Source organism: Candidatus Poriferisocius sp., from assembly GCF_965219815.1.
GTDB lineage: Bacteria > Actinomycetota > Acidimicrobiia > Acidimicrobiales > Bin134 > Poriferisocius.
Window position 1 is genome coordinate 13,447 of record NZ_OZ244791.1, and the last position, 22,473, is coordinate 35,919.

Annotated in this window: 16 protein-coding genes and 1 pseudogene; 12 read left to right on the top strand and 5 right to left on the bottom strand. The window is 66.2% G+C overall.

Going from position 1 to position 22,473, the window contains the following annotated elements; genetic code table 11:
* Position 1 precedes the first annotated feature (1 nt).
* From ACOQPI_RS00075 to ACOQPI_RS00090, 4 genes and pseudogenes are all read left to right on the top strand, one after another.
* Positions 2-2,284: an arylsulfatase gene (locus ACOQPI_RS00075; protein ID WP_420617694.1), complete on the top strand. Its 2,283-nt coding sequence runs from the start codon at positions 2-4 to the stop codon at positions 2,282-2,284.
* Positions 2,285-2,347: 63 nt separating this feature from the next.
* Entirely contained in the window at positions 2,348-2,800 is a 453-nt protein-coding gene (locus tag ACOQPI_RS00080) for an SRPBCC family protein (protein ID WP_420617695.1), read from the top strand.
* Between the two features lie 37 nt (positions 2,801-2,837).
* Positions 2,838-4,610 (top strand): annotated as a pseudogene (locus ACOQPI_RS00085) (sulfatase-like hydrolase/transferase); the annotation flags it as partial.
* 63 nt (positions 4,611-4,673) lie between these two features.
* Positions 4,674-5,420 carry a type 1 glutamine amidotransferase domain-containing protein gene (locus ACOQPI_RS00090; protein ID WP_420620963.1) on the top strand — a complete coding sequence of 249 codons (747 nt, stop codon included), beginning with the start codon at positions 4,674-4,676 and terminating at the stop codon, positions 5,418-5,420.
* Positions 5,421-5,440: 20 nt separating this feature from the next.
* Here the strand turns inward: ACOQPI_RS00090 and ACOQPI_RS00095 are convergent, their stop codons facing one another.
* Together ACOQPI_RS00095 and ACOQPI_RS00100 are read right to left on the bottom strand one after the other, a co-directional pair.
* Positions 5,441-6,919 carry a sulfatase gene (locus ACOQPI_RS00095; RefSeq protein ID WP_420617696.1) on the bottom strand — a complete coding sequence of 493 codons (1,479 nt, stop codon included), beginning with the start codon at positions 6,917-6,919 and terminating at the stop codon, positions 5,441-5,443.
* On the bottom strand, positions 6,912-9,311 hold the full coding sequence (locus ACOQPI_RS00100) for a glycoside hydrolase family 3 C-terminal domain-containing protein (RefSeq protein WP_420617697.1): 2,400 nt from the start codon (positions 9,309-9,311) through the stop codon (positions 6,912-6,914). The genes ACOQPI_RS00095 and ACOQPI_RS00100 overlap by 8 nt, the downstream gene beginning before the upstream one ends.
* Before the next feature lie 86 nt (positions 9,312-9,397).
* On the opposite strand from ACOQPI_RS00100, the gene ACOQPI_RS00105 reads away from it, so the two are divergent.
* Genes ACOQPI_RS00105 through ACOQPI_RS00125 form a run of 5 tightly spaced genes read left to right on the top strand, consistent with a single transcriptional unit; the run spans position 9,398 to position 17,493 of the window.
* Positions 9,398-10,888, top strand: coding sequence for a hypothetical protein (locus ACOQPI_RS00105; RefSeq protein ID WP_420617698.1), 1,491 nt, complete (start codon positions 9,398-9,400; stop codon positions 10,886-10,888).
* A gap of 14 nt (positions 10,889-10,902) precedes the next feature.
* Complete coding sequence (locus ACOQPI_RS00110) at positions 10,903-13,119, top strand: ATP-binding protein (RefSeq protein ID WP_420617699.1); 2,217 nt, start codon at positions 10,903-10,905, stop codon at positions 13,117-13,119.
* Complete coding sequence (locus ACOQPI_RS00115; RefSeq protein ID WP_420617700.1) at positions 13,116-15,938, top strand: ABC transporter permease subunit; 2,823 nt, start codon at positions 13,116-13,118, stop codon at positions 15,936-15,938. The genes ACOQPI_RS00110 and ACOQPI_RS00115 overlap by 4 nt, the downstream gene beginning before the upstream one ends.
* Positions 15,935-16,504: a TetR/AcrR family transcriptional regulator gene (locus ACOQPI_RS00120; RefSeq protein ID WP_420617701.1), complete on the top strand. Its 570-nt coding sequence runs from the start codon at positions 15,935-15,937 to the stop codon at positions 16,502-16,504. The genes ACOQPI_RS00115 and ACOQPI_RS00120 overlap by 4 nt, the downstream gene beginning before the upstream one ends.
* A complete protein-coding gene (locus tag ACOQPI_RS00125; RefSeq protein ID WP_420617702.1) occupies positions 16,501-17,493 on the top strand; it encodes an endo-1,4-beta-xylanase in 993 nt (330 codons plus the stop codon). Before ACOQPI_RS00120 ends, ACOQPI_RS00125 begins: the two co-directional genes overlap by 4 nt.
* A gap of 13 nt (positions 17,494-17,506) precedes the next feature.
* Here ACOQPI_RS00125 and ACOQPI_RS00130 read toward each other — a convergent pair whose 3' ends face one another.
* Genes ACOQPI_RS00130 through ACOQPI_RS00140 form a run of 3 tightly spaced genes read right to left on the bottom strand, consistent with a single transcriptional unit; the run spans position 17,507 to position 19,030 of the window.
* Positions 17,507-18,298, bottom strand: a complete 792-nt coding sequence (locus tag ACOQPI_RS00130; protein ID WP_420617703.1) for a phytanoyl-CoA dioxygenase family protein — start codon at positions 18,296-18,298, stop codon at positions 17,507-17,509.
* Between the two features lie 50 nt (positions 18,299-18,348).
* Positions 18,349-18,765, bottom strand: a complete 417-nt coding sequence (locus ACOQPI_RS00135; RefSeq protein ID WP_420617704.1) for a type II toxin-antitoxin system VapC family toxin — start codon at positions 18,763-18,765, stop codon at positions 18,349-18,351.
* Positions 18,752-19,030, bottom strand: a complete 279-nt coding sequence (locus ACOQPI_RS00140) for a type II toxin-antitoxin system Phd/YefM family antitoxin (RefSeq protein ID WP_420617705.1) — start codon at positions 19,028-19,030, stop codon at positions 18,752-18,754. The genes ACOQPI_RS00135 and ACOQPI_RS00140 overlap by 14 nt, the downstream gene beginning before the upstream one ends.
* Before the next feature lie 179 nt (positions 19,031-19,209).
* On the opposite strand from ACOQPI_RS00140, the gene ACOQPI_RS00145 reads away from it, so the two are divergent.
* From ACOQPI_RS00145 to ACOQPI_RS00155, 3 genes are read left to right on the top strand one after another with little or no spacing between them, the layout of a single operon-like run.
* Complete coding sequence (locus ACOQPI_RS00145; RefSeq protein ID WP_420617706.1) at positions 19,210-19,992, top strand: SRPBCC family protein; 783 nt, start codon at positions 19,210-19,212, stop codon at positions 19,990-19,992.
* Entirely contained in the window at positions 19,989-20,768 is a 780-nt protein-coding gene (locus ACOQPI_RS00150; RefSeq protein ID WP_420617707.1) for an SDR family oxidoreductase, read from the top strand. The genes ACOQPI_RS00145 and ACOQPI_RS00150 overlap by 4 nt, the downstream gene beginning before the upstream one ends.
* A 13-nt stretch (positions 20,769-20,781) precedes the next feature.
* Positions 20,782-22,215, top strand: a complete 1,434-nt coding sequence (locus ACOQPI_RS00155) for an alpha/beta hydrolase domain-containing protein (protein WP_420617708.1) — start codon at positions 20,782-20,784, stop codon at positions 22,213-22,215.
* Positions 22,216-22,473 lie beyond the last annotated feature (258 nt).

Genomic DNA, 22,473 nt, shown 5'->3' on the forward strand with positions numbered 1-22,473 from the left:
AATGGCTGGCTCCTCGGCCAATGGTCCGTTCCCCGGAGTGATCGGCAAGACCCTGGCCGACTCGGAACCGTTCTTCGAACAGCCGCCCCATCCCGGCGAGGATGCGCCCAACGTGGTGGTCGTGCTGCTCGACGACACCGGCTTCGCCCAGCTCGGCTGCTACGGCTCCGACATCGACACCACCAATGTGGACCGATTGGCCGCCGACGGCCTCCAGTTCACCAACTTCCACGTCACCCCGCTGTGCTCCCCCACCCGGGCATCGCTTCTGACCGGGCGCTCTCAGCACACGGTGGGCATGCGGTCGGTGTCGAACCACTGCACCGGCTTCCCCCACCAACTCGGCCACATCACCAACCATGCCGCCACATTGGCCGAGGTTCTCAAAGCCGAGGGCTACGCCACGTTCTGCGCCGGCAAGTGGCACTTGACGCCGTCCAAGGACACATCGGCGGCCGGTCCCTTCGACCAGTGGCCCCTGGGTCGGGGGTTCGACCGGTTCTACGGATTCCTGGACGGTGAGACCGATCAGTTCCACCCCGAACTCGTTGTCGACAACCACCACATCGACCCCCCGGCGGGCCCCGACGAGGGCTACCACCTGAGCGAAGACCTGGTTGACCAACTTCTTCAGATGATCCGCGACAGCAAGGGAGTTCGGCCCGACCGCCCGTTCTTCGCCTACCTGCCCTTCGGCGCCACCCACGCCCCCCATCAGGCCCCGCCCGCCTACTTGGAGAAGTACCGCGGCCGCTACGACGAGGGCTGGGACGATGTGCGCCAGCGCTGGTACCAGCGGCAACTCGAGTTGGGCGTTATACCGCCGGGCACCGAGCTGGCCCCCCGCAACGACGGGGTGGAGCCCTGGGACAGCCTGCCGACGAACCAAAAGCTGCTGGCCAGCCGACTCCAGGAGGCCTTCGCCGCCTTCCTCGACCACACCGACGACCAGATCGGGCGCTTGGTGAACGGCCTGCGCCACATTGGCCAACTCGACAACACCATCTTGGTGGTGCTGGCCGACAACGGCGCCTCCCAAGAGGGCGGGCCATTCGGCGTCATGCACGAGATGAAGTTCTTCAACGGCATACTCGAGACCCCCGATGAGGCCGTCGAGCGCCTCGACGACATCGGCGGCCCACACAGCCATACCAACTACCCCTGGGGATGGGCCCAGTGCGGCAACTCCCCGTTCAAGTGGTACAAGCAGAACACCCATGAAGGCGGCGTCCACGTCCCGATGGTCGTCCACTGGCCCAACGGCATCGCGGCCGACCAGCGCGGCACCAAACGCCACCAGTTCATCAACGTCTCCGATTTGGCCCCGACGCTGTACGAACTGTTGGGGATCACGCCGCCGAACACGTTGAAGGGCTATGAGCAACTCCCGGTTACCGGCCACTCCTTTGCCACCGTGCTGGGCGATGCCGCCGCCCCGGCCGCCAACCGGCTCCAGTACTACGAGTTGTTCGGCTCGCGGGCGCTGGTGGCCGAGCAGGACGGCATCTGGTGGAAAGCCGTCACCCGGCACATCCACGGCCAAGACTTCGACGACGATCGATGGGAGCTCTACAACCTCTCCGCTGATCCCTCGGAATGCTTCGACTTGGCCGCCGACCAGCCGGAAAAGCTGGAAGAGCTGATCGGGCTGTGGTGGGAGGAGGCCGATCGCCACGGGATTCTCCCGCTGGACGACCGGACCATCGAGCTGTTTGCGCCGAGGCCGAACGACCGCTCGCCCCACCCCACCAGTCGTCGGTACGTGTACCGGCCGCCGATCTCCCCGATCCCATCGTCGGCCTCTCCGTCGCCGGGAGGAAGAGCATGGGACTTGACCGCGAAGATCTCCAGGGCCAAAGGAGACCAAGGAGTTGTCTGGGCCACGGGCAGCGCCAGCGCGGGAATATCGGTATTCGTGCAGAATGATCGCTTGGTGGTCGACTACAACGCTTTCATGGATCGCACCATCGTGGAGTCTGAACTGCCGGTGCCCGAGGGCTCCAGCACCCTGGCCGTGCGCCTCCGCCGCACCAGCCGCACTACCGGGGACTTGAGCATCGCCATCGACGGGAGAGACTGTGGCCGAGCCGAGCTGCCGTTCATGATGAGGATGATCTCCCTGCTGAGCGACAGTATCGGCTTCGACCACGGTTCGCCGGTCTCGGAGCGCTATGAGGGCTCGTTCGACTTCACCGGGGAGATCCACGAGGTGGTCATCGAGCTCGGAGCGCGGTCAGCCGCCGATGCCGAGACCGCGGCCCGGACCGAGATGGCCCGGCAATGACAGCGGTTGCACTCGGGGGCATTCGGCCATGAGCGAGACCACCCGAACTGGGGGCATTCGGCCATGAGCGAGACCACCCGAACCGCCGTGATCGCCGCCGACGCTGATGCTGTGTGGGCCGTGTTAGGAGACTTCGGCGCCATCAGCAAGTGGGCGCCCAACGTCGATCACTCCTGCTTGATGAGCGAGCAGACCGAGGGCGTCGGCACGGTGCGCCGAGTGCAGGTGGGCCGCAGCTCCCTGGTGGAGCGGGTGGTGGAATGGACCCCGGGCCTCACGCTGGCCTACTCGGTTGAGGGACTTCCTCCGGTGATCCGCACGGTGGTCAACACCTGGTCGCTCATGGAGATGGTCAGCGGGACCCGGGTGTCGCTGACCAGCCGAGTACACGCCGGGCCACGGCCACCGCAGCAGTTGATCGCCCGGATTGCGGCCCAGCGCTTGGCCCGAGCCTCCGAGGCCATGCTCGCCGGACTCGAACGCCATCTGGCCATGGCCTCGGGAGCAAGCCCATGACCCTTGGAGCAAGCCCGCGATCGCTGGAGTCCGACCAATGACCGATCGTCCCGACGTGGTTGTGATCATGACCGATCAGGAGCGGGCCGCCCCGCCCTATGAGAGCGACGAGCTGCGCGAGTGGCGCCGTCGCACCCTGGTCGGGGCCCGGTGGTTCGAGGACCACGGGGTTTCCTTCATGCGGCACTACACCGGCTCGCTGGCCTGTGTTCCCAGCCGTCCTACGCTGTTCACCGGCCAGTACCCCGACGTCCACGGCGTGACCCAGACCGACGGCTTGGGAAAAATGTGGAACGACTCTCGGATGCGGTGGCTGCGCCCCGGCGAGGTGCCCACCCTGGGGCACTGGTTCCGGGCCGCGGGCTACGACACCCATTACCAGGGAAAATGGCACATGAGCCACGCCGATCTGTTCGACCCCGCCACCGGGGGCGCGCTGGCCACCAACGACAGCGAAGGCGTAGTGGACGAGATGGCGGTGAGGGCCTATCTGGATGCCGATCCGCTCGGTGTGTTCGGGTTCTCCGGATGGATCGGCCCTGAGACCCACGGTCCGTCGTTCTCCAACACCGGATTTGTGCGGGATCCGCTGATTGCCGACCGGGTGGTGGCCTGGCTCCAAGACCGCTACGCCCGCCGGCGGGCCGGCGATGCCGACGCTGCCCGTCCGTTCTTGCTGGTGGCCAGCTTCGTGAACCCCCACGACATCGTGTTCGCCCCGGGATGGCTGCGGCGGGGCAGCCCTCGCACCCCTGGCGTTGAGGATCCGCCGCCGGTGCCGCCGTCGCCCACCGATAACGAGGATCTCTCCTCCAAGCCCGCCGCCCAGATCGCCTTCCGCGCCTCCTACCTGTCGTGCTACGGGCCGCCACCGCTGATCGAACGGGCCTACCGGACGCGGGCTCAGGGGTATCGCGACCTCTACCACCGCCTCCACGCCGAGGTGGACGGCCCGCTCGACCGGGTTCGCCGCGCCATCACCGAGGGGGGATCAGAGCACGCCGTGCTGGTGCGAACCGCCGACCACGGCGAGCTGTTGGGGGCCCACGGCGGCCTCCACCAGAAATGGTTCAACCTGTACGACGAGGCCACTCGGGTGCCGTTCGCCATCGCCCGGATCGGACACCACGAGACGACGGGCCGCCAGGTGGACGATGCTCCCAGCTCCCATGTCGATCTCGTGCCGACGCTGTTGGCCGCCGCCGGCATCGACCAGCAGGAAGCCGCCGGGCAACTCCAACAGACCCACACCGAGATGCACCCCCTTCCCGGACGCGATCTCATGGCGGTGGTCGAAGGGACGTCGGCGCCCGACACTGAACGGCCGGTCTACCTGCTGACCCGCGACAACATGCCCGAGGGCGATTCCGGGGCCAACGCCATGGCCCGGCAGATGGGCCGAACGGTGAGTCCGCCACTCCCGCTGCGCATCCAGGTGCCCGCCCACGTCGCCGCCAATTTCGAGGGTCTCGTCGTCCGGGTGCCGAATGCCGCGGCGGCTGGGGGTGCCGGCCGCCTGTGGAAGATCGTGCGGAGCTTCGACGATCCCGACACTTGGACCGAGCCGGGCGTGCGCCACCTGGCCGCCGGCGGACCGGCCGGGCCGATCCATCGATCTGAGCCCCTCCCCAACCAGTGGGAGCTGTACGACCTCGACGCCGACCCCATCGAAGCCCACAACCGGGCGAGCGACCCGACGGCCGCAGCCGTTTTCACCCATCTCACCAACCTCTTGGCCGCCGAGCGGACCAAGTGCGTTCCCCACCGCAACCAGCCTTGGCCCTACGCCGAGCGCATCCCCTTGGAGGGTCCCATGGCCAAGACGCCCCCGCCCCCTGCCCGTCTGCTGCGCAAGGCGCTCCAGCAGGTCGGCATGCATCCCGATGACCAACGCCGCTTCAAGGCCGATCTCACCGGGCGACGAGCCCTGGTGGTGGCCACCAACCACGGGAGGCTCGACATCGGCAAACCCACCGGTGTGTTCTCCAGCGAGATGACCGTGCCCTATTACGCCTTCTTGGACGCCGGTATGGAGGTACACGTGGCCAGCCCGGCGGGCGGAGAGATCCCCGTGGATCCCCAGTCGCTGAAACCCGTGATCCGCACCGAGGCCGACGACCGCTTCCTGGTGGACGACGACCTCCGCCAGAAGGTCACCGAGTCGCTGGCGGTGAAAGACCTCGACATGGCCGACTACGACATCGTGTACCTCGCTGGAGGGTGGGGAGCGGCCTATGACTTCGGCTTTTCGCACGATCTCGGGACCCAGATCACCGAGGCCAACCGGCTGAATCGGGTGATCGGCGGCGTCTGCCACGGCCCGCTCGGCCTACTGCTGGCCACCGGGCCCCACGGGGAGCCGCTGGTCAAGGGGCGCCGGATAACCGGGGTGACCGACAAGCAGGTTCAAGAGCTCGGCATCGAGAGCACGCCCCACCATCCCGAAACCGAACTGCGGCGGGCCGGTGCGGTCTTCGAGAGCACCGCCCGGTTCCGCGACGCATTCGCCAACCACTGGGTGGTCGACGGCAACCTGGTGACCGGCCAAAACCAGAACGCCGCCCCCATGGTGGCTCGCGAGATGATGCAGCTCGTCGCCAAGGCACCCACCCGAACTTAACTGCGACTCAGCTTTTGTCTTCAGCCTCGGTCGGCCAGGTCGTATTCGGCCATGTAGTAGGGGTGGCTGGGATCGAAGGTGGTGAGGGTCACGGGGTCGTGTACTCGGCCGGCCGGCCGGCAGCGGGCACCCTCGACGCCGGTGACCGCGTCGCCGAGGTCGTGGCGGGCCAGATCTATCAATTGGCGCAGGCGAGCCACCACGTCGGGGTGGTCGGCGGCGACATCGGTCGTCTCGCCGATGTCGGCGGCGAGGTCGTAGAGCTCTTCGGTGGGCGCACCCTCGCTCCCGTAGTGCCCCGACTTGTAGACGTGGAGTTTCCAGTTGCCCGATCGCACCGCCTCCAGGCTCGAACCGGAGTAGTAGTAGAAGGCCTCGTGCGGGGACTCGGCGGTTTTGCCCTCGAGCACATCGCGGATGTCGCGCCCGTCGATGATCCGGTCGTCAGGCACGTCGACTCCGCACCAACTGGCGATGGTGGTGTAGAGGTCCATCGCGGTGGCCATCGCAGAGCACTCGATGCCAGCAGCGATTCGGCTGGGTCCCCGCACGATGCACGGCACTCGCTGGCCGCCCTCCCACGTGGTGCCCTTGTTGGCCCGCAGCGGGGCGTTGGAGCCTTCGCCGGGGCGGGCGAGCGCACCGTTGTCGCTGGTGAAGATCACGATGGTGTCGTCGTCGAGGCCGAGCTCGGCGAGCTCGTGCAAGAGGACATCGGCGGCCCAGTCGATGCAAGCGACGGCGGCCCCGTACGGGCCGTTGCGCGAGATGGCGGCGAATCGTTCTTGGACGTATATCGGCAGGTGTACGTACATGTGGGCGAAGTACAGGAAGAACGGACGATCGCGGTTGTCGCGCATGAACCGGATGGACTCCTGGAGATACCGCGAGGTGAGGGTGGCCTGGTCGGGCTGGGCCTCGACAACCGCTTCGTCGAGCATCAGCGGCAGCGGAATCCGAAGCGGTTCAGGGAGTTCGAATCCCAGCTTCTCGCTCAGCTCGACTCGTTCTTGGGAGGTATACAGATCGGGTTGGATGCCCATGTCGTTGCTGTAGGGGAGCCCCAGCCACTGGTCGAAACCGTGACGAGTGGGCAAGAACTCGGGCTGGTCGCCGCAATGCCATTTCCCGACCATCGCGGTGGCGTAACCCGCGTCGTTCAGGAGGCGGGCGATGGTGATCTCGTCGGGATGGAGGCCAATCCCCATCCCGGGGAAGAGCACGCGCATGCCGTCAAAGGAGTCGAAGCCGATGCGGGCCGGGTAGCAGCCGGTGAGCATCGCGCCCCGCGATGGCGAGCACACCGGCGAAGCCATGTAGAAGTCGGTGAGCAACACCCCCTCCTCCGCCATGCGGTCGAGCGCCGGAGTGTCGTGCGCGGTGGACCCATAGCAACCAAGGTCGCCGTAGCCGAGATCGTCGCAATTGATCAGGACGATGTTGGGCTGTTCTCTCAAGTTCAAGTCCCGTCTCTCGCTGAAGCCCTCGGGGTTAGACATCCAGGGACAATACAGATCGGGGATCGGTGGCAGAGGCGGCCACCACCAGTCGGTACTGGCCGGGGTCAACCACCCAATCGTGAATCCCGGGGGCCCAGCGGGCGAACGACCGCTCGCGGAGCTCGATTACCGCGGTGCCGGTTTCGCCGGGATTGAGGGTGAGCTTGGCGAATCCGGCCAGCTCTTTGGGGGGTCTCGGTACCCCGCTGGAGGACGGGGACACGTACACCTGCACCACCTCGCTGCCTCGGCGCTGGCCGGTGTTGGTAACTGGAACCGTCACAGTGCGCTGGGTGCCCTCGCCGCTGGCCTCAGGCTCGCCCCACTCGAACGTGGTGTAGGAGCCGCCGTGTCCGAAGGGGATCATCGGCTGGATGTCCCGGGCGTCGTACCAGCGGTAGCCGACGAAAATCCCCTCGCCGTAGCGCACCACGCCGGCCTCGCCGGGGTAGTTCAGATAGGCGGGCGTGTCCTGCTCCCGCCAGGCCCAACTGGTGGGCATCCGCCCCCCGGGATCGGCGTCGCCAACCAGTACATCGGCGATGGCCTCCCCCGCCTCCTGGCCCGGGTACCAGGCCAACAGCACCGATTTGGCCCGATCGAGCCACGGCAGAGTCATAGGGGCGCCGCAATTGAGCACCACCACCGTGTTGGGGTTGGCGTCGAGCACTCGCTCCACCAGCTCGTCTTGTTGGTTGGGCAGCTCGATCGAGTCCCGGTCGCCGCCCTCCGACTCCCATTCGGCGTTGGAGCCGACTACCACCACCGCGGTGTCGGCCTGGGCGGCCAGCGCGGCGGCTTCGTCCAAGCCCTGCTCGCGATCCATGTCGGCCAGCTCCACCCCCACGTCCACGATGCACACCCACTGGCGCCTCTCTCTGGGCACGTGGTCGAGGCGGATGTGGTATTGCTGGCCGGCCTCCAGGTGCAGATATCCGTGTCCGCCGTGCAGGCCGAGGCCGGCGCCGAACCCGTCAACCTGGTTGTCGGCCACCAACTGGCCGTCGACATACAGGCGAGCATGGGCGAAGCCGAGGGCGCACAACCGGTGCCGCCCAGACTGCTCGGGCGTCATGGTGAACTCCAGGCGCACCGACAGGGTGTCGCAGTCTTCAGGCCAGTTGTCGCCGATCCACGCATTGAACGGCAGGGGACGGGTGAGAGTCTCGAACGGCTCGCCGTCGAACCCAATGCTGTTATAGAGCTCGAAGCTCACGCCGTCGGGAATCCACGACTTGGGGACGGCGTCGGCGTTGCGGCGCATCTCGAGACCGGTAGCGTGGCCGATCAACCGCGGGCCGAGCCGCTCCCCCAGCGACTCCAGCACCGAGGTGGTGCGATGAGGAACCAAGCTGGCCGAGCCGCCGCCCAACAGGGCCGTTTCGGCCGCGCCCGCACCGATGAGCGCCACCGTGCCGTCGCCGGCCAGCGGCAGGAGGCCGCCTTGGTTGCGAACCAGCACCATCGACTCTGCCGCGGTGCGACGGGCCAAGTCGCGGTGCTCGGGACGTTCGACGCTGGCCTCGTCGTGGTCGGTGGGGGTGTTGAGGCGACCAGCCCAGTGCAGGAAGCCGAGAATGCGGCTCACCTTGTCGTCGATGAGCGATTCGTCCACCTTTCCGGCTTCGACCGCCTCTTGAAGCTGGCCCTTTCCCCACCATCGGCCCGGACCGGCCATCTCCAAGTCGAGTCCGTGGAGTGCGGGCGCCACGGTCTCCTTGATGGCGCCCCAATCGGAGACCACGAAGCCGTCGAATCCCCACTCCTCCTTCAATATGCCGATCAGCAGATCCGGCTGGGCGCAGGCGTGGTGGCCGTTGACGAAGTTGTAGGCGGCCATGACGGAGCGGACCCCGGCTTCTTTGACGGCGGCCTCGAACGGGGGGAGATATATCTCCCGCAGGCTCCGCTCGTCGACGTCGACGTTGATGGTGAAGCGCTCGAACTCCTGGTCGTTGGCCACATAGTGCTTGACGCAGGCGCCCACCCCCCGCGACTGGACGCCGGTGATGTACGCCACCGCGATGCGTGAGCTCAGCTCAGGATCCTCGCTGTAGCTCTCAAAATGACGGCCGCCTCTTGGGGAGCGGTGGAGGTTGACCGTGGGGGCGAGGATCATGTCAACCTTGCGGTCGGTGGCCTCGGTGCCCAGAGCTTGGCCCAGTTCGTGGACCAGGGCGGGATTCCAGGTGGCGGCAATGGCCGACGGCCCGGGCACTACCAGGCCCGGCCCCATGGTCCGGCCCCGCACCCCGACCGGGCCGTCGCTGACACACCAGCCGGGAATCCCAAGCCGCTCACAGCCGGGGATGGTCCACGGGCTCTCACCCACCACCATCCGGCACTTCTCCTCCAGTGTCAGATCGGCAACCAGCGCTTGGACATCAACCATGAGACCTTCTCTCCAACATCCTCTGGACAATTTTTCTACCACTGGTATATTTTGCATGCAACGGCGACGGGATCAGGGGGAAAGCGATGGGATACCGACGGACGTTGATGGCACTGCTACTGGCGCTGGCGGTGTTCGCCACCGCCTGCACCACCGGGGACGGCGGCGAGGACGAGCCCGCGGTTGAGGAGGCCCCGACTGCGGCAGCCGAAGAGCCAGCAGCCGAACCGGACGAGTCGGCCGAAGAAGCCCCCAGCGAGCCAGCGGCAGAAGACGACGAGCCCGAACCGGCCGCGGAAGCCCCCGAAGAGCCAGCCAGCGACGGCGAGCCCTCTGAGCCGGCGCCGGAACCCACCCCCGAGCCCACGCCGATCGTGCTCACCGCCAGCTTCCGGGGCGTCACCGAGGACACCATCCGGATCGGTGTCGGCTTCTGGGACGTCTCCTTGTTCGGCTTCGGCTTCTTCGGCGACCCCGAACCGGTGTGGGACGCCCTTACCGGCGCGGTCAATGCCGAAGGTGGCATCTACGGCCGGTCGTTGGAGCCGTACATCGCCGGATTCAACCCGGCCCTTCCCAACGAGATGCTGGCCGCCTGCATCACACTCACCGAGGATCACGAGGTGTTCGCCGTGCTGGGCGGACTGCGGGGCGACGCCAACTACTGCGTGTCGGAACAGCACGAGACCATCAACGTGGGTTCCCAGGTAAACGCCAGAGGAGAGCTTTTGGAACGGGCTAGAGCCCCCCTGGCCAGCTTCAGGCTCTCGGGGACGGCCGGGGAGGAGGTGTTCATCACCGAACTGGCCCGACGAGGGTGGTTCGACGGCGCTACCGCGGTGGGCGTCCATTATGACGGGTCCGAATCTCAAGACCGGGTTGAGGATGTTGTGAAAGCAGCCTTTGCCGACGTCGGGGTAGAGATTGCCGTCACCATGAACATCGACGACCTCGTGCTCGACGACGATGCCATGGAGAGCCAGACCGAGATCATGCAACAGCAGGTGGCCGACGCCGGCATCGACCGCATGGTGATATTTGGGGCCGCGGCCACCGGCCTCGTCACCTACGGCGACTTGGGAATTCAGATGGCCGCGGTCGACTCCACCAACTTCACCACCGCAACCTCCTCGGGCATCGACCCGATGGCGCTGGACGGCACCATCGCCACAGCCGACCGACTCAATCTGCCCTCCGATTCGGTGGATGCCGAGACCCAGAAGTGCCTCGATGTGGTGATGGCCGCGCTTCCCGACGAACGCTTCGAGCGACCTGGTCCGGGAGTGGAGAACAGCGAGGAAGACCCCAACTACTGGAACTACACCGTGTTGGCGTGCCGCGATCTGTCGCTGTTCGTGCAGATCGCCACTGCGGCCGGGCCGGAGCTCACCAACGACTCCTTCCAAGCCGGACTCGACTCGCTCTCCCAGGCATCGCTGCCGGAGATCCCGTTCTTGTCGTTCGGGCCGGGCAAGTACAACGGCAACGACACCATGCGGTTTGTGCAGTTCGACGGCGATGCCGATGAGGACGGCGAACTCGTCGGCCTCGGCGACCCTGTCGACCTGACCCCGTGACCACACAGCACTAGATGACCGACTCGTCGGGCGACCGCCGCAGCTTCGCCGACTTCAGCCGGGCGCTGCTCGACGAGGAGGCGGCCCGAGAGGCGGCCGAAGCTGATCAGCTAGAGATCCGCGCCGACGAGGACCTCCCCGGAGTCGGCGAGGAGGCGATCACGCTGCGACAGGCAGTGGCCACCGGCGGCGTCGGCGTGCTGGCCGTGCTGGGCACCCTCGACGCGGTGGATGCCTTCCAACTGGCCATCCCCAGCCTGCTCGGACCGGAGATCCAGGACAGCTTCAATGTGTCCGATGCCGGGCTGGCGGTGATGGGAATCGGCGGTCTCATAACCACAACGCTGTGCGCCATCCCGATGGGCAAAATGGGCGATCGGGTCAACCGCATGCGGCTGGTGGGGCTGGCCACCATCTTCTGGAGCCTGGCCATGTTCACCCGGGGGTTCCAGGCCACCGCGCTGGGGTTCTTCATGGTCGGCGTGCTCATGGGAATCGGAACGTCGAATACCTTCCCAGTGCAGGGAGCGGTACTCGCCGATGCCTACCCCATTTCATCTCGGGGCCGGATCTATGCCGTAAAGAATGTGCTCGGCCGGGGCGGTGAGCGAATCGCCCCGCTGTTGGTGGGCGGCCTCATGCTTCTGGTGGACGACAACTGGCGGTGGGCCTACTGGGTGTTCGCCTGGCCCACCTTGTTCCTGGGGATCTGGGCCTTGTTCGTTCCCGATCCGCCTCGGGGGCAGTTCGAGCAGAAGTCGGTGATCGGCGAGGTAATGGAGGAGGACGACGACCCGCCCCGGGTGTCGCTGGGGGCGGTTTGGCAGCGCCTCATGGCCATCAAGACGCTGAAGCTGGCGTGGATCTCGTTCAGCGTCATCGTGTTCTCGATCATCGGGCAGAGCTTCCTGGTCAACCTGTTCTTGGATGACCGGTGGGGCCTGAGCCCGTTCGAGCGGGCCATGATCGGGTTCGTCCCCGGGATGCTGGCCTTTGCCGCTGCGCCGTGGGCGGCCAAGCGCTACGACGCCTTGTACCGCGAAAGCCCGGAGCGGGCGCTGGCTTGGGTGGGCGCACTGTTCTTCCCCATTGCGGTGGCCATCCCCATCCAGTTCTTCATGCCCCATCCCGTGCTGTTCGCCGCGGTGGGCATCGTGCCCGCAGTGTTGAGCGTCGTGATCTTCGGCATGATCTCGCCGCTTCTGGTGGGAGTGGTCCCCTACCGGCTGCGGGCCCAGTCCACCGCCTTGTCGATCATGGTGATCTTCTTGGGCGGCGGTGTGCTCGGCCCCATCGTGGCCGGGTTGTTGTCCGACGCCACCGACGAGCGCACCGCCATCTTGATCGTGGCCATCCCGTTCAAGATCATCGGTGGCGCGCTATTGATTTGGGGGGCGCGGCACATCCGCCACGACCTGTCGCTGGTGGTGGACGAGATCGAAAAGGACCACGCCGAGCTGGAGCGGCGGAAATCGCATCCCGACCAGTTGCCCGCCGTCGGGTTGCGGGACATCGACTTCTCCTACGGGCCGGTGCAAGTGCTGTTCGGCGTCAACCTCCATGTGGACCGGGGCGAGACCTTGGCGCTGCTGGGCACCAACGGGGCGGGAAAGTCGACGATCCTGCGGGTGATCAGCGGGCTGGCCGTGCCTTCACGCGGCATCGTCTCGCTGCACGGGCGCGACATCACCCTCACCTCGCCCCAAACCCGGGTGGACATGGGAATCCAGCAGCTCCCCGGGGGCAAAGCGGTGTTTCTGCCGCTGTCCATCGAAGACAACCTCCGCACCGGGGGATGGACCATGCGGCGCAATCGAGCCCAGCTCAATGCCCGGATCGACCATGTGCTGGAGATCTTCCCCGAGTTGGCCGATCGGCTCGACGAGCCCGCCGGTGCACTCAGCGGCGGGCAGCAGCAGATGCTGGCCCTGGCCATGGTGCTGATGCATGAGCCCGACGTGCTGCTGATAGACGAGCTGTCGCTCGGCCTCGCCCCCGCGGTGATCGGCGAGCTGTTGGAGATCGTGGAGCGGCTCAAGGCCGAGGGCCAAACGATGATCATCGTGGAGCAGTCGCTCAACATCGCCGCGGCCCTGTCGGATCGGGCGGTGTTCATCGAGAAAGGGCAGATCCGCTTCGACGGGCCTACCGCGGAGCTCGCCGAGCGGGGCGACATCGCTCGGGCGGTGTTCTTGGGTGACGACCGCACCGAACCGGAAGACTCGTCGTGATCCTCGCCTTCGAGGTCGGACGCCAATTCGTCTTCATCGGCGCGGTCAACGGGCTTTCATACGCCCTTCTGGCCCTCGGGGTCATCCTCATCTACCGGTCGAGCCGGATCATCAATTTCGCGGTGGGAGCCACCGGAGTGCTGGCCAGCCAGGTGATGGCCCACCTGGTGATCCGCTACGGCGCGCCGTATTGGACCGGGGTGGTTCTCGCCGTGCTGGCTGGGGCCATGTTCCTGGGGCTGGCCGAGATGACCGTGGTGCGCCGCCTGTTCACCGCCCCCCGGGTGATTTTGCTGGTGGCCACCATCGGGCTGGCGCAGTTGGCCCAAGCACTCATCTTCGCCCTGCCCGAGGCCTCGGCGGCCGATAAGCGGCACCGCTTCCCCACGCCGTGGAACCGGGAGCTGGAGTGGTTCGGCATCCGCATCGAGGGAGGCGAGTTCGTCTTGTTCGTCGCCTCCGCTGCCGCGGTGGTGGCGCTGAGCATCTGGGTGCGGTGGTCGGCGTGGGGTCGGGCCATCCGGGCCACCGCGGCCGATCCCGACCGGGCTCGTCTGGCCGGGATCCATCCGGGGCGGGTGTCAACGGTGGTGTGGGCGCTCACCGGGGCGTTCGCCGGGCTGGTCACGGTGTTCCAAGAAGCCGACTCCATCGGCTCGTTCGTGGCCACCAGCCCCGGTCACGCCACCATGACCCGGGTGTTGGTTGTGGCGGTGTGCGCCTCGTTCGTGTCGTTCAGTGTGGCGGTAGCGGCCGGGATCATCCTCGGCATCGTCGAGGCCCTGGTGAGGGTCAACTACCCGCTGGATCTGGGGAGATTCGAAGCCGTGCTGCTGCTGGTGGCGATTCTCGGGATCGTGGCCACCACCCGGCGAGGCGCTCCCGACGAGGCCGGCGCCTTCTCATTCAGCCCCCGGATTCGCCCCATTCCGGCCCGGCTGCGCTCAATCTGGTGGGTTCGCAACCATTCTCGAGTCCTGGCCGCGGTTGGGGTGGCCATTGCCGCGGTGGTGCCGGTGTTCGTCACCACGGCCAGCCGCACATTCCGCTACAGCGAGATATTGCTGATGGCGCTGGCCGCCCTCTCTTTGGTGGTGCTGGTGGGCTGGAGCGGGCAGATCTCGCTGGGTCAAGGCGCTTTCGCCGGCCTGGGCGCGCTCACCACCACCGCGCTGGTCAGCGGGAACGATCTCGGACTCGGGGTGGCCGGGTTCGATGTGGTGGTGCCCATGCCCGAGCTGCATTTCTTGTGGGCTGCGGTGTGGGGCACAGTTGTGGCCGCCGCGGCGTCGGTGATCATCGGCATCGGCGCGCTCCGGGCCCGAGGCCTGTTGCTGGCCGTGGTCACCCTGGCGTTTGCGGTGGCGGCGGAGAAGTTCTTCTTCACCCGGCCGTTCCTCAGCGGAGGCAGCCAATCTGCGGCGCTTCTGGAGCGGGCCCATATCGGGCCCATCGATCTCGCCCCCCAGCGAACCTACTTCTATCTGGCCCTGATCGGGCTGGTGCTGGGGGTGGCGTTCACCGCCCACCTGCGCCGCACCGGTATCGGCCGCCGGATCGTGGCCACCAGGGAAAACCCGTCGGCCGCAGCCGCCGCCACTGTGTGGCCCACCGGATCAAAGGTGCTGGCCTTCGCCTTGGGCGGCGGGTTGGCCGGGTTCGCCGGTGCGCTGCTGGCCGGACTCTATTCCACCGTGCTGTTCTCCTTCTTCTCGGTGGACACTTCGTTCAAGGTGGTGGCCATTGCGGTGATCGGCGGTATCGGCTCGGTGATCGGCCCGGTGCTCGGGGCGTTGTGGGTGATCGGGCTCCCCGCCTTCTGGCCCGATTCCGCACTAATCCCGGTGCTGACCAGCAGCCTGGGAATCCTGGTGCTGTTGATGTACGCGCCGGGAGGGTTCGTGCAGCTCTGGTACATGGCTCGAGACTCGTACTTCAGCTGGCTGGCCCAGAGGAAGCCCGCGCCTCTGGTGCGGGGGCGCGACATCCCCGCGCCACCATCGATTCCCGACCCGCCATCGGACATTGCGTTGGCCGCCGGCGAACTCACCGTGCGCTACGGCCCCCGGGTGGCCGTGAGCCAGGTGAGCCTCGAAGTGGGCCACGGGGAGATTGTGGGGCTTATCGGGACCAACGGCGCGGGCAAGACCTCGTTCATGAACGGGGTGGGGGGCCTGATCCCCGCAAGTGGCCGAGTGGAGATCTACGGAACCGACGTGAGCCGGCTGGCGGCCCATCGCCGCCACCGCCACCATTTGGGCCGGGCCTTCCAGGCCGCCACCTTGTTCCCCGACCTCACCGTGCGCGAGACGGTGCAAGTTGCGCTGGAACGGCGGGGCCGCACCCGCTTCTGGCCCGCCGCCCTAGCCCTGCCATCGGGCTCCCGGCACGAGCGGCGGCAGATCGGGGTGGCTGACGACCTGATCGGCTTCTTCGGCCTGGGCGACTACGCCGACAAGTTTGTGGCCGAGCTGTCCACCGGCACCCGCCGGATTGTCGAGTTGGCCTGCCTGGTGGCCGGCGGTTCCCGGCTGCTCTGCCTCGACGAGCCCACCGCCGGAGTGGCCCAGCGGGAGGCCGAGGCTCTGGTGCCGTTGCTGCACGGAGTGCGCCGGGAGTTGGATGCCTCGGTGCTGTTGATCGAGCACGACATGCCGCTGGTGATGTCCATCAGCGATCGCATCTATTGCATGGACGCCGGAGAGGTGATCGCCGATGGGACGCCGGCCGCGGTGCGAGACAACCCCCTGGTGGTGGCCAGCTACCTCGGCACCGACACCAGGGCCATCGACCGATCAGACGCCGGAGCCAACCCATGACCTCTGCCTTTGCCGATCCGCCAATCACCCCCAAGGCCGCGGCCACCCGGGCCCGGCTCTTGGAGGTTGCCGCCGCGGTGTTCATCGAGCACGGCTATGCCGCGGTCTCGCTGCGCGACATCGCCAAGGCCGCCGAGGTGACCAAAGGGGCCATTTACGGCCACTTCCGGTCGAAGGGCCAGCTCTTGGTGGAGGTGATCCGCACCCAGTTGGCTGAACGCGATGCCCGGTTCGACATGACTGCCGTGGCTGAGCAGCCGATGACTGCCTTCGTCCAGTTCATCAACCCCGACAGCCGCGATCTGAGGCTCTTGCAGATCGATGCCGCCGCGGCCGCTCGCCATGATCCCGACGTGGCCGCCGGAGTTCAGGAGATCTTCGCCGCTCGCAGCGCCTGGATCCTCGATTCCCTGCGCCACCTCGACAACCCAGAAGTGCTGCTCTACGTCATCAACGCCTTGTCGTCCGGGGTCGGGGTGCAGGAAGCCCATGGCCGTCCCGCCCCTGATCCCAACGTGTGGTCGCAGGTCGTGGCCCGAGCCTTCGGATTGAGGGCGGCACCATGAGCTTGCGCGAGCTGGCCGCCGCGGGCGGTGTCCGGGTGGGGGCCGCCGTCAGCGAAACCGTGTTCGACATCGGGGATGAGGCCTATTGCTCGCTATTGGCCGGAGAGTTCAACTCGCTCACTGCCGAGCGAGCCATGAAGTGGATGTGGATCCATCCCGAGCCCCACCGTTGGGAGTGGGCTGCCAACGACGGCCTGATCCAATTTGCCGAGGCTCATGGGATGCAGGTGCGGGGCCACACCGTGGTGTGGCCCCATTGGGGCACGCCGCCCTACATCACCGATTGCGACGACGCCGCGGCCCTGCGCCGTCACCTCGTCGAACACCTTGAAGTTCTGTTTGCCCACTGGGGCGGGTCGGTGGCCCGGGTGGATGTGGTCAATGAACCGCTGCACTGGCTGGAGGGGCGCCCCGCCGACTCCGTTTGGCGCTCCCTACTGGGCGACGACTACATGGCCGAAGTGCTGACGCTGGCCCATGACGTCGATCCAAACATTGAATTGTGGATCAACGAGACCCACAACGACGTCGTACCCGAGAAACACGAGCTCTTTGCTCAAATGGTGGCTGATCTCGTTGAGCGGGACCTGCCTCTCCATGGCATCGGAGTCCAGGGCCATCAGCTCTACCCCGACTTCTCCCCCGCGCCCCCCACCCCCGAGCGCTTCCACCAGGTGGTGAACACCTACGCCGACATGGGCCTGGAGGTGGCTGTCACCGAGATGGACGTGCTGGCCCACCCGACCGACAGCGACCGCCTCGACGTTCAGGCTCGGATCTATGGCGAGTTGGTCGATGCCGCCTTGTCGGTGGAAGCGTGCCGCGAGATCACCTTTTGGGGAGTGAGCGACGCCCATTCCTGGGTCGACGAGCACTTCGGACCCGATCGAGCCCCCCTGCTGTTCGACCGAGAGGGCCAACCCAAGCCCGCCTACGACGCAGTGGCCGCCGCCTTCGCCTCCCGAGCCCGCCGCACGCCAACCGGTTAGACGGTCCCTTCGCTCAGTACTCGATGGGAACCGGCTCCGTCGACGCTTGCACAGGCTGACCATCTCGCAGCACTTCAGTCCAATCTTGATTGAATGCCCGCCAACCCTCTGCATGGGCCGCGGCGTAGTGGTACACCATGGCCGCCCGCATCCCATCGGTGAGATTGTCGGTGGACCGGTGGCGGAGGTGGGAGTGGAACACCAGCAGATCACCCGGCTCCATGAGCACCACCTGCTGGGCATCGGTGGGGATGTCGACAATCTCCACATAGGCCAAACCGGCGCCTTCCCGGGTGTCGGGCACGGCGTCGTGGATCGGCTCGGTGTGGGAACCAGGGACGATCCACAGCGGCCCGTTGTCTGGGGTGGCCGCAGTGCAGGCCAGCCACACCCCCACCTGCGGCAGGGGGGTCATGCGGAAGTAATAGTCGTCTTGGTGCCAGGGCTGGCCGAGGGTGCCGGGATGCTTGAAGATGAACTGCGACAAGAAGCAGTCGACGTCGGGGCCGATGAGATCGCCCATCATCGCCAACAACCGAGGATCGGTGGCGAACTCATGGAACACCGGCTCGGCCCGCATGACCCGGAAAATCTTGGAAACACCGACTTCAGGGGTAGAGGGATTCTCGTTCGTCTTGTCGGGAGTGATGTAGAGATCGGGCCGCTGCTCCCCCGCCGCGTCGGCCCGGGCAATCTCAACGATCCGCTCAACCATGGCGTCGGCAACAACCCGATCGGCGAACCCTCTCTCAATGAAGAACCCGTTCTCCTCCCAACTCCCCCTCTGCGCCTCATTCAAACCCATCGCCAAAAATCTACCAACGGTCGATTCTGAGATCGAACAGAGCGAATCCGCTAAGGGGCCGGGTCTATGATTTCTAGGAGGCGGGTGCGCTCAGCCCATTGGATGATCTGGCGGTCGGCGGTAACCAGGCTGTGGCCCCCTACGATGGCGGTTGCGGCGATGAAGCGGTCTAAGGGGTCTCCGTGGAATCCCGAGGTGCCCAGCATCGACGACTCGATGGCGATATGGGCGGAGACTGGGATGATGCGAAGGCCTATGTCCATGCAGTCTTGAGCCCACGCCCTTGGGGGCATTCCCAAGTCAACCCTGCCTTTTAGATGCAATCGGGCTGCTTCGGAGAGCACGGCTGAGGAGGCCGCCAACTCGCCGTCAATTTGAGCTCGGTTCAACATCGTGTTTGTCAAGTTCCCCAATCGTGGCTCAGAATTGCGCAGCCAGATCAGTGTGTGAGTGTCAATCGTTATCATGACTCTCGTACCAAGCAACGGGGTCGAGGACTTTGTCGGGATTGTCCTCCATGTCGAATGACTCGTCGTCCCAAACCGAGGCCACTATGTCGCCGTAGATCTTGAGCCGTCCCTTGTCCCTTCCACTCAAGGGGATGAACTCCTTCTTTACGGGGGCGAGCCGGGCGACGGGCTTCTTATGGCGGGTGATGATGATCTCCTCGCCGGTTTCCTCGACCTCGCGAATGAGCTGGAGGCAGTGGGTTTTGAACTCCCGTGCCGACACTGTGCGATCTTTGTGGCTATAACCTGGTGTGTATTGAGTCATAACAATAGTTTCCATTCATTTCAGTGTAGTTCCCATTGCAGAACCCATCAAGTACACAGATACTAGTCCCTTAATGTAGTCACAAAAAGCGGTTTGTCTTCGGCCCTGGTCAGCGACATACCGCTACTGTGGACACCATGTCTGAGGAACGCCGGTCGATTGAACTGGAAGTCGAGGTGCCGGGGACGGTCGAGGAGGTTTGGCGGGCCGTGGCTACCGGGCCGGGGATCTCTTCGTGGTATGTGCCCCACACGGTGGAAGAGCGGGCGGGCGGCTCGGCGATGGCCTCGTTCGGGCCGGGGCCGGAGATGCAGATTCCCGGGCGGGTGGCGGTGTGGGAGCCGCCTCGTCGGATCTGTTTCGACGGAGGCGAAGGGGTTGACGGATTGACGTTTGAGTGGACCGTTGAGCCTCGGGGCGACGACCGGTGTGCGGTGCGGTTGGTGAATTCCGGCTTCGGTCAAGGCGGAGAGTGGGACGCTCAGTACGACGGCATGGTCGAAGGCTGGAAATTGTTCATGTTCAACCTGCGGCTGCACATGGAGCACTTCGCCGGACAGACGGCAGCGCCGGTGCTGCCCACCGCTATGGGGGCTGGCTCGCTTGGCGAGGTTTGGGCCGCGCTCACCGCCGCTTTGGGCATCCCTTCGGCGCCTGGGGTCGGCGAGCGCATTGAGCCCCAAGCTGCCGGCGTCCCCGCACTGGCCGGCACAGTGGTGGATGCCGCCTCTCACCGAATCGCCCTGCTGCTCGACCAACCCGCGCCGGGTACCGGCTTCGTGGCGGTGGAATCGTACGGCGAGCACGCCGGGGCGTCGGTGTGGCTTTACCTTTACGGGGCCGACGGGGCCCAGGCCGCCGAACGGGACGGGCCTCTGTGGCAACAATGGCTGGCCGATGCACTAGGGAGTGGCGAATGAACGCAATAGAAGGACGCAAGATCCTGGTGGTTGGCGCCTCGTCGGGGTTGGGCCGGGCCACCGCTATCGCCCTTCAGCGCCAAGGTGCCGATGTCGTGTTTGCCGCCCGACGCCGCGAGGTGCTCGAAGAGGCGGTGGGCGAGGCCGGGGGTGGCCATGTGGTGGCCATCGACGTGCTCGACCCCGCCAGTATCGACCAAGGGGTGGCCGAAGCGGTGGGCGCCCTCGGCGGACTCGACGGCATCGTCTACACCTCGGGCATGTCGCCCATGGCGCCCATGGCGGAACTAGACCAGGCCGACTGGCAGGCGGTGTTCGGGGTCAACACGTTTGGGCCGAACCTGCTGATCAAGGCCGCCCTCCCTCATCTCAGCGAAGATGCGGTGGTGGCCGCGGTGTCGTCGGACTCCACCGAGATGCCCCGCCATTCGCTGGTTCCCTACGCCGCGTCCAAACGGGCCCTGGAAGCGACCATGGAGGGGTGGCGCACTGAGCTTCTGGGCACCCGACGATTCGTTACCGTAATTCTCGGGCCGAACATGCCCACCGAGTTCGCCAATTCCTTCACCCCCGAAGCCTTCGAGGCGGCCATCCCCCACTGGCAGCGCCAAGGATTCCGCACCGGAATCATGAATGCCCACGAGGTGGCCAACGGCCTGGTTGCCTGCATGGATGCGCTGTTCGCCGCCCCCACCTTCGGGATCGAGTCGCTCCTGCTGCGGTCCCCCGAGCCCGAGGTGGCCAACGAATTCTCCTCCGACGTCGGCCAGGAGTGAGTAAGGCGAAGTTGTGGTAACCAAGCCAAGCGCCCTCGGCATCAAGGAACTCGCTGGCACCCCACCGGAGCTGATTCCCCGGAGTTACGACCTCGAAGGCCTCGGCTACGTCGAGGCCGAATTCGAGGCTAGGGGCGAAGCGCATTCCTACAGGGCGGTTGGCGAATGGCGCCAGGACGGACGTGGAGAAGCTGAGCCTGATGGATCAGCCCCCTTCACCACGAGATTGCTGGTGCGGCGCCCAGCCGAGTCCGCCAACTTCAGCGGCACGGTGGTGGTGGAGTGGCTGAACGTCTCCGGCGGTATCGACGCCTCCCCCGATTGGGACTATCTGCACCGTCATCTCATCCGGCGCGGCGATGCTTGGGTGGGGGTTTCAGCCCAAAAGGCCGGCATCGACGGCGGCGGGCTCGCGTCTGGCATCCACCTCAAGCTGTTCAACGAAGAGCGGTACGGCCATCTGTCCCACCCGGGGGACGCCTTCTCCTTCGACATGTTCTCCCAGGTCGGCCAAGCCCTTGGGCTCGACGGGTCGCTCCTGTTGGGCGGCCTCGACGCCAACCGGGTGCTGGCGGTGGGGGAGTCGCAGTCGGCTTCGTTCTTGGCCACCTACGTCAACATGGTGGATCCCTTAGTCCAGGTCTTCGACGGCTTCTTCCTCCACGGTCGGGCCGGAGTGCGGGTGGGGCTAGACGGCACCTTCAGGTCCCGCCGGCTCGACGACCAACCCGACCCGGCACGCGATCGGCCTGAGCAGGTCCGATCCGATGCCCGGGTGCCGGTGCTCCTGTTGAGCGCGGAGACCGATGTCACCGTGCTGGGCAACGGGGAGATCGAACAGCCCGACGGCGACCAAGTGCGGGTGTGGGAGCTTGCCGGGGCGGCTCACGCCGACACCTATCTGCTGGTGGCGTCACGCGCCGACGGAGGCCAGCTCGATCCCGAGGAATTCGCCCGAATGCTCGAACCGATCACCGAACTGGTGATCATGACCGTGGAGCAGCCGATCAACTCCGCACCTCATCAGCACTACGTGGCCCAAGCCGCTCTGGAGCGCCTCGATCAATGGGTGGGCCAGGGCACCCCGCCACCCCATGCTGCCCGGCTCGACCTAGCCGAAGATGGCCGCGACTTCCGGCGGGACGAACTGGGCATTGCCCAGGGTGGCATCCGCAACCCCTGGGTCGACGCTCCCATCCGAGTGCTGTCCGGGCTCGGACAGCGGGGCGAGGGGTTCGCTCCCCTATTCGGAACCACCGCTGCTCTCGATCCGGACGCCGTGGCCCGGCTCTACCCCGGAGGCCGCGGCAACTACCTCGCGGCGTTCACCCAGTCTCTCGACCAGACCATCACCAATGCCTTCATCCTGGAAGCTGACCGGGACGAGATTCTGGCCGTCGCGGCGGCAACTTACGAATTGGCCTTTCTAGACCCGGCGACCAGCTAGCCCGATTGGGAGTGCCCTGACCACGATTCAACTCAGCACTCGCTGCATCATGCGGGCGAGCCGCGACTTTCTCTGGGTGATCATCCAGGGTTTTCTGGGTCTCGACTACGTCAGATGCGACACCTCAACTTGGTTGCTAGTGACTTCGACGCCCGCGAGGACGGTGTCATCGCTAGCGACGGTCATGGACTAGCTATTGACAAGGGGAATCAGTTGTAAGGCACTCGCGCGTGCTGGCACGAGCACCCGCTTTTCGCA